Source organism: Parendozoicomonas verongulae (assembly GCF_009711465.1).
Lineage (GTDB): Bacteria > Pseudomonadota > Gammaproteobacteria > Pseudomonadales > Endozoicomonadaceae > Sansalvadorimonas > Sansalvadorimonas verongulae.
Genome location: NZ_SMME01000066.1, coordinates 1 through 235, shown reverse-complemented (window position 1 = coordinate 235; position 235 = coordinate 1). Strand labels below are relative to the sequence as shown.

General features: G+C 49.4%; 1 protein-coding gene. It reads left to right on the top strand.

Annotation, left to right across the window (positions count from 1 at the left end):
- On the top strand, positions 1-235 hold a 235-nt coding region (locus tag E1189_RS00090), incomplete at both ends, for a transposase (RefSeq protein WP_155158134.1).

Here is a 235-nt window from a genome sequence, read left to right as displayed (position 1 = left end):
ACCTGATTGGCTGGCTCTATGGAGATAAAGGATACATATCCCAAGACTTGGTGGGAACCCTGGCAGAACAGGGGCTTAGCCTTGTAACCAAGGCCCGCAAGAATATGAAGTCCAAGCTCCTCAGAGCTTTTGGCAGAGTCATGCTCCGCAAGCGAGCCATCATTGAAAGCGTGAATGACCAGTTGAAGAATATTTCCCAGATAGAACATACCCGCCACCGTTCGCCCTATAACTT